This window comes from Candidatus Igneacidithiobacillus taiwanensis (genome assembly GCF_031962545.1).
In the GTDB taxonomy this organism is placed as follows: Bacteria; Pseudomonadota; Gammaproteobacteria; order Acidithiobacillales; family Acidithiobacillaceae; genus Igneacidithiobacillus; species Igneacidithiobacillus taiwanensis.
Genome location: NZ_JAVRKK010000126.1, coordinates 1 through 6,155, shown reverse-complemented (window position 1 = coordinate 6,155; position 6,155 = coordinate 1). Strand labels below are relative to the sequence as shown.

Genomic DNA, 6,155 nt, shown 5'->3' with positions numbered 1-6,155 from the left:
ACAACGCCGAACGGCCACACCATCGACTCGGACAGAAACCACCGCTATCCTTCCTCCTCCAACATCTACCACAGTGCCAAAGGTGGTGGACGCATACACCGATTTGACACACGCCGCCTCCGGGTCTACGCTGATTTTGTCGCGTCCAACAACGCGACCGGGTTTGGAAGCCCGGAATCTCTAGGCGGACAGCCGCCCTTCCCGCATGGGATGCGGCATTTTTTATGTCCGTGGTCTAGCTTTGCTCCTATGGGCGGGCCGGACGGGGAGCCGCAAGGCTCGCCGGTTCCTAGAGGCCGGTCTTCCAACCCGTTCGGTTCGCCCACCTTCGTTTGGAAGCGAGGAAGGGCGGTTGAACAACCGCGCTCTAGGACTCTGACCATGATCACACCCATTCCCCAAGGCGTAGCCGCGCCTACCGTCTTTCGGTTCCACTCCATCGAAGTCCATACCCTCGACCGTGACGGCCAGGTCTGGTTCGTCGCCGGCGATGTCGCCCGGGTGTTCGGCTTTGCCGATGCTACCCACATAGTTCGTTGGCTCGATGAGGATGAAGCTGCCCTCCACACATTGGAGACCCTTAGCACAAGTGCGGACGGACGCGGTGGCGGCGAGCAGCAAGTCACCATCATCTCCGAATCCGGCCTCTACCATGCCCTTCTGAAAAGCCGTAAGCCAGAAGCCAAACCCTTCCGCCGCTGGGTGACCCTAGAGGTTCTCTCGGCCATTCGGCAGCACGGCGGGTATGGCAGCCCGAAGCCAATCGCCTCCGGCATTCTGACGCTTCCGCCCGGAATGAAACTGCTGCTCACCTTCGAGGAAGACGGCCGCTATCGTGCCGAACCGGTACTGGATGACGCCATGGTCGTCACCACCCGGCAGATTGCCGAGATCGTGGAAGCCCACGGCTACATCCTGGGCAAGCCCTTTCACAAAGAGGACAAGCTATGAGCGACCCGGATCCCGCTCCCAACTCGTGCTCCGGTGCATCGCACAGGATTGTAGACATCCGAGGATGGTGTCTCCCACCAATTTGCAATTACAAAGCCGTGTGATGCGGCCTCATGGAGGAACCCATGCCCAATGATTGCCCATCACTCCCGTCACCGCCAGTGCCACCAGACATTGATCTGCGGTCCCATTGCTGGATGAAATTGGACTTATGCCGGCTTCATTCCAGCGACTTTATCCATCTCGCCAACAATGAGGAATTTGGCGCGGCAGTAAAGTTGTGGACGGAGGCCATGCGCCAGGTGCCCGCCGGCAGCCTCCCCAACGACGATACAATATTGGCATCCCTGGCTGGCTATAAGGGCTCTCGTCGACGCTGGCAGAAGATCAAGCCTATGGCATTGCATGGCTTCTCCTTGTGTTCTGACGGCCGTCTCTATCATTCGGTGCTAGCGGAAATGGCGCTGGACGCATGGACCCATAAATCACAACAGGCATCCGAAAGCCTTTCAGATCCACGTGCCAAAGATCGGGACCGTCTGCGCCGCTGGCGGACGGAGCAGCGTGCCAAAAAACAGGCCAAACAGGTTTCTGAAGAGAAACCAGATCCGGCAAGCACTTCGGATGAAACGTTTCAAGGGCGTTTTACTGAAACGTTTCACGAAACGGCTGAAACGTTTCCTATAGATAGAGAAGAAACAGAGAAAGAAACAGAGAAGAAACAAAATATAATCGTTTCTGAAACGGCGGCGGAAACGTTTCCTGAAACGCCTCTCTCTGATTCACCAGAAACACCCGCGCCAACTCGTGAAGGCACCCTCTGCCAGAAATTACGGACACTTGGTGTCCGTGCTGCCCCACACATGGTTGTGGTGCAGGAGATGTGCGCCCGCCATCCCGATGAGCACATTCTCGCAGCGGCGGAAATCGCGCTGGAGAAAAAAGGCTCCGGCATTCATGTAGGTTACATCGCCGCCATGCTGAAAGGCGGCGCGACAGATGGAAAGACGAACAAAAACAGATCAACGGCCAGCCCGCCCAACCGCCAACTGATACCACCCGTCGCCGTAGGCGGATCCCATTACATCAAACTCTAGGAGGTAGCCATGTCGATGCCAAGGAAGTTCAGCAGTAAAGAACAGCCCCTCAGACCGGTCGGTGACTGGTATGGAGACCTTTTCGCCAAGTGGGGAATCGACCCTTCCGGGTTAGCGGTAGTGCCCGACCTTCCTCCCCAGTACCGCGAATGTGCGCAACATGGGCGCTATCCCATTTCCATGGTGGATGAGCAGGGTGTTATTCGGTACAGAGCGCCAGTCTGCCCTGTGTGCGCGGCGGAGCGCATTTCCCGTCGACTCATGGAGAGCTCCGCCATACCCCCCCGCTACATCGACTGCGATTTTGACAACTACGTGGTCGATGTCCCTGGACAACAGACGGTCCTGGATGCCTGCAGGGACTACGCCCAGCAATTCGATGAGCGGGCGCGCAATGCTTCACACGCTGGCAAGGGATCCGGTCTCATTCTTTGCGGGAATCCCGGCACCGGCAAGAACCATTTGGCGGCGGCCATCGCCCGGACGGTGCTGTCCATGGGTCACAGTGTGCTGCACGTTACTGCCTACGACCTCATCGCCCGAATCAGGGAGACCTGGCGCCATGGCATTAACAATAGCACGGAGCTGGAAGTCATCAGGGGCTTTGCGGAAGTGGAACTGCTCATCATCGACGAAGTGGGCAAGACCTTTGGAAGCGACGGGGAACGGGTGCACTTATTCGAGGTGATCGATCACCGATATCGGGACCTGAAGCCAACCATCATCCTGTCCAATGAAAGTGTGGAGAGCGTGGAACAATATCTGGGTACGCCTGCGTTTGATCGGCTGTGCGAAAACGGCGGCCTCCTGCTTTTTGACTGGCAGAGCCATCGCCGGGGGAGAATCGGAAATGCTCAATAAATCAGAAAAGAGAGAGCGATTGTTGTTGCATATGTGCGATCTGCGCCCATTCTTTGAGGATCCTCGGCAATTCATCAGCGACCTGCGCAAAAATGATTTTTGCTACCTGGGGTACGATTGCAGCGTTCAATTGGCAATCCGGCTGATCCGCTGGTCAGAAGCCATTGAACTCACACCAAGGCAAAAACACGTCATGGATCAGGTGGTCACCCAAGCGATCCAGCGATCCTCGAAAGTGATCCTGGCAAAGATTCGTGCCGCTACCTGGTCTATACCAGACCACAGGGCAGATCATGCCGATCTTGCCTATTCCGCAGCAACAAAGGCCCTGCAGCACCTGGTTGAATCGCATGATTTCTGCGGAGCGAACCCAATCCCGAATCCTTCCTTGCTTGCCTTTGTCGAGTCCCACACCCGGTTTGCTTCCAGGGAATCCCTTGAATTCTTCATCTACCACAAGAAATGGAAAAAGGAAGAAACAACCACGTCGTCCCCTGCTGGTTTTCTGCTGGAAACGTATATCCGGCAACAGAAGAGCCTGCTCAGGAACAAGTCCGGAGCAGAGAAGGCCAAGGCAGAACAGAAGATTGCGGAGCTGACGGCCAGGCTCTACGGCCTACGCGCCGAACTCCGCCTGGATGCCCTGGAACCGCTCGATGGAACGGATAGCCGCTTGGGACGGCTGTCACCGGCGACGGAGATGGAGTTGGCGTACTGGGATACCTACGCCGAAGACGAAACCAAAATCCCCGTCCCAATCCCCTCCCATCAGCGAGAGTTTCTGGATTACCTGTTCCAGGTAGGAGATAAGGCTATACCCGCTCGTGAGTTGATTCCCTATCTGATTGATGCCCGGGAGTTTCGTGCCATTGGCGGACTCCTGCGCGTCCTCCGTGACCCTGACCGGGAAGAAGAGGCTGATACCCTCAGCACCGTGTTGGGGAACCGGACGCTTGCGGATATTCGCAAACAGATCCTGCGTATCCGGCAATCAGATTCCGAGGAAATGGTGCAACTCTTCGGTATCTGCAAGGATTTTTTGCAATCGAAAGGCAGCGAAAGCGAACTGATGCAAAACGCTCTGATCTGTGGAGCCTGACCATGCAGCCTATTTTTCCCTGGATTGGCGGCAAGACCCGGCTGGCAGAGGAAATTCTGACCCGGCTTCCTCCCCCACACCGAGAGCGGACGTATGTGGAGCCTTTCTTTGGTGGAGGCGCTGTGTACTTTTCCCAGCGTCCCGCCGGGGTGGAGGTCATCAACGACCGAAACAGTGAAATCATTCACTTTTTCATGATCCTGCGGGATCGCGCCGAAGATCTGGTGGAGTACCTGCAGAATACCCCGTATTCCCGTGCGGTCTTTTACGCCTGGCGGAAGGGCGAGCCCGAGAATCTGCCGGACATTGAACGGGCCGCACGATTCTTTTATGTGGCACGGTCCTCCTTTTCTGGCCAATCCACGGGCCGCACTCCGTCCTGGGCCTTTGCAAGGATCGCGGACAATCGAGCGCGGGCCTTGGCGACGGTCGTTGATGGGGAACTGCTGCAGGTCAGGGATCGGCTGCGGCACACCCTGATCGAGCATGACGATGCCATCAAGGTCATCCAGCGGTACGACTCGGAAGGTACCGTGATTTACTGCGATCCTCCCTACGTCCATGAGACCAGAAGTGATGGCGGCTACGCTGACGAAATGGACACCGAGGACCACGAGCGGTTGTTGGAAAGCCTGAAGCAGTGCAACGGCTATGTGGCTCTTTCTGGTTATCCCTCAGAACTGTATCGGGATTTACTGGAAGGAGAAAAAGGATGGTCCACCGTAGATTTTGAGGTTGTCTGCAGGGCCAATCGCTCCACTCAGATAGGCGATGAAGTGGATCAAGCCCGCACCGAGCGGCTATGGATGAATCCCCGGCTTACCGAGTGGAATGCCGCCCGAAAACGGCAAACCCACCGGCAAGCCCTGCTTTTCGATATGGAGGGAGTAGCGTGAACAACCGGACTGATCCATCCAATGGTAGCAAAGGCATTCTATCCCGGCCTTTGCGTTTCGTTCTGGATGCTGACGGAGTTTTGTTCGATTTTGACCGCGCCTGGCGCGGCTGCGCGGAGCGTCTTCTGGATCGGCCTCTGTCGGTAAGGGCTCATGTCTACGACCTGGCGACCCGCTACGACCTCACCGAAGCGGACGTGGCGAAGATTTGGGCGACCTGGGAAATGACTGATGGCTGGAGACGTATCCCGCCGATTGAGGAATCTATGGAAACTGCCCGGATGCTGCTGGACTTGGGCCATTCCGTGACGGTGTTGACCTGCCTTCCGGATGAAGTTGCCGGAAAGCAACGACGTTGGTCTTTGGATCGTTGGGGACTATCCCGGGCCGGTCTGATTACGGTGGATGGAAGGAAGAAGGATGGGTTGACCCAATGCCGGCCTCATTTCTTTGCTGATGACCGGCTTTACCACTGCCTGGAGGTCAGGGACGTGATGGTGCCCTACATTGCCAAAATCCATGCGTGCGAGTCAGAGGATGTTCCAGATGGCATTCATGAGTGTCAGGGGCTGAAGGACGCGGTAAGAGATTTCTTCAGGCAAGTTGGACGTTGAGGTTGTATTGATCAAAGGAGTTGGAAAATGGCAGGTGTGTGCAAGGTAATTATATTGGGGCGTCTGGGGCGTGATCCGGAGATGCGGTATATGCCGGACGGAAAGGCTGTAGCCACCCTTTCGATTGCTACGTCGGAAACTTTCAAGGACAAGAACGGTGACCGCCAGGAACGGACGGAGTGGCATCGGGTGGTGTTCTGGGAACGCAGGGCGGAGATCGCCGGAGAGTATCTGCGCAAGGGAAGCGAGGCATACATCGAGGGGCGACTACGCACGCGCAAGTGGACTGACAAAGACGGTCAGGAGCGCTATTCCACCGAGATTGCCGGCGACCGGCTCCAGTTGATTGGTAGCCGACGCGACGGGTCCGATGGCGACAGTCCCACGCCACAGCATGGCGGTGGGGGCGGCGGGGACATGGGCACTCCACCTACGGAAGATTTTGATGATGACATCCCGTTCATCACCAAGGCGGATACCCATCGGACTGGCCATGCACTCCCGCGTGTACGGTTCTAACGCGAATCGGGGCCTGCCCGAGCTATAGTCAAATCTGGTGTATCAGATTTTGCTAACATAGGTTAGGCGGCGCTCCGTTGATCATCCGGCAGGGTTTCATTAGCCGGTAATCCATCGA

The 6,155-nt window shown here is 56.7% G+C and carries 8 protein-coding genes; 7 read left to right on the top strand and 1 reads right to left on the bottom strand.

Annotated elements, in window-relative coordinates; translation table 11 throughout:
* The first annotated feature begins 381 nt into the window (after positions 1-381).
* The 3 genes from RTI30_RS11790 (at position 382) to RTI30_RS11780 (ending at position 2,909) form a co-directional block, all read left to right on the top strand.
* Positions 382-951: a Bro-N domain-containing protein gene (locus RTI30_RS11790; RefSeq protein ID WP_312283835.1), complete on the top strand. Its 570-nt coding sequence runs from the start codon at positions 382-384 to the stop codon at positions 949-951.
* A 125-nt stretch (positions 952-1,076) separates the two neighbouring features.
* Positions 1,077-2,048, top strand: a complete 972-nt coding sequence (locus tag RTI30_RS11785) for a DUF1376 domain-containing protein (RefSeq protein WP_312283834.1) — start codon at positions 1,077-1,079, stop codon at positions 2,046-2,048.
* A 9-nt stretch (positions 2,049-2,057) separates the two neighbouring features.
* Entirely contained in the window at positions 2,058-2,909 is an 852-nt protein-coding gene (locus tag RTI30_RS11780) for an ATP-binding protein (RefSeq protein ID WP_312283833.1), read from the top strand.
* A 1-nt stretch (position 2,910) separates the two neighbouring features.
* On the opposite strand, the gene RTI30_RS11775 is transcribed toward RTI30_RS11780, so the two are convergent.
* On the bottom strand, positions 2,911-3,039 hold the full coding sequence (locus RTI30_RS11775; RefSeq protein WP_312283832.1) for a hypothetical protein: 129 nt from the start codon (positions 3,037-3,039) through the stop codon (positions 2,911-2,913).
* Between RTI30_RS11775 and RTI30_RS11770 the strand changes: the two genes are divergently transcribed.
* The 4 genes from RTI30_RS11770 to ssb are packed head-to-tail and all read left to right on the top strand — an operon-like array spanning position 3,040 to position 6,037.
* Positions 3,040-4,008, top strand: coding sequence for a hypothetical protein (locus tag RTI30_RS11770; protein WP_312283831.1), 969 nt, complete (start codon positions 3,040-3,042; stop codon positions 4,006-4,008).
* A 2-nt stretch (positions 4,009-4,010) separates the two neighbouring features.
* Positions 4,011-4,904, top strand: a complete 894-nt coding sequence (locus RTI30_RS11765) for a DNA adenine methylase (RefSeq protein ID WP_312283830.1) — start codon at positions 4,011-4,013, stop codon at positions 4,902-4,904.
* A complete protein-coding gene (locus RTI30_RS11760; RefSeq protein WP_312283829.1) occupies positions 4,901-5,518 on the top strand; it encodes a hypothetical protein in 618 nt (205 codons plus the stop codon). The genes RTI30_RS11765 and RTI30_RS11760 overlap by 4 nt, the downstream gene beginning before the upstream one ends.
* 27 nt (positions 5,519-5,545) lie before the next feature.
* Positions 5,546-6,037 (top strand): single-stranded DNA-binding protein, encoded by a 492-nt coding sequence (ssb, locus tag RTI30_RS11755; protein ID WP_312283828.1) that lies wholly within the window; start codon positions 5,546-5,548, stop codon positions 6,035-6,037.
* Positions 6,038-6,155: the final 118 nt, after the last annotated feature.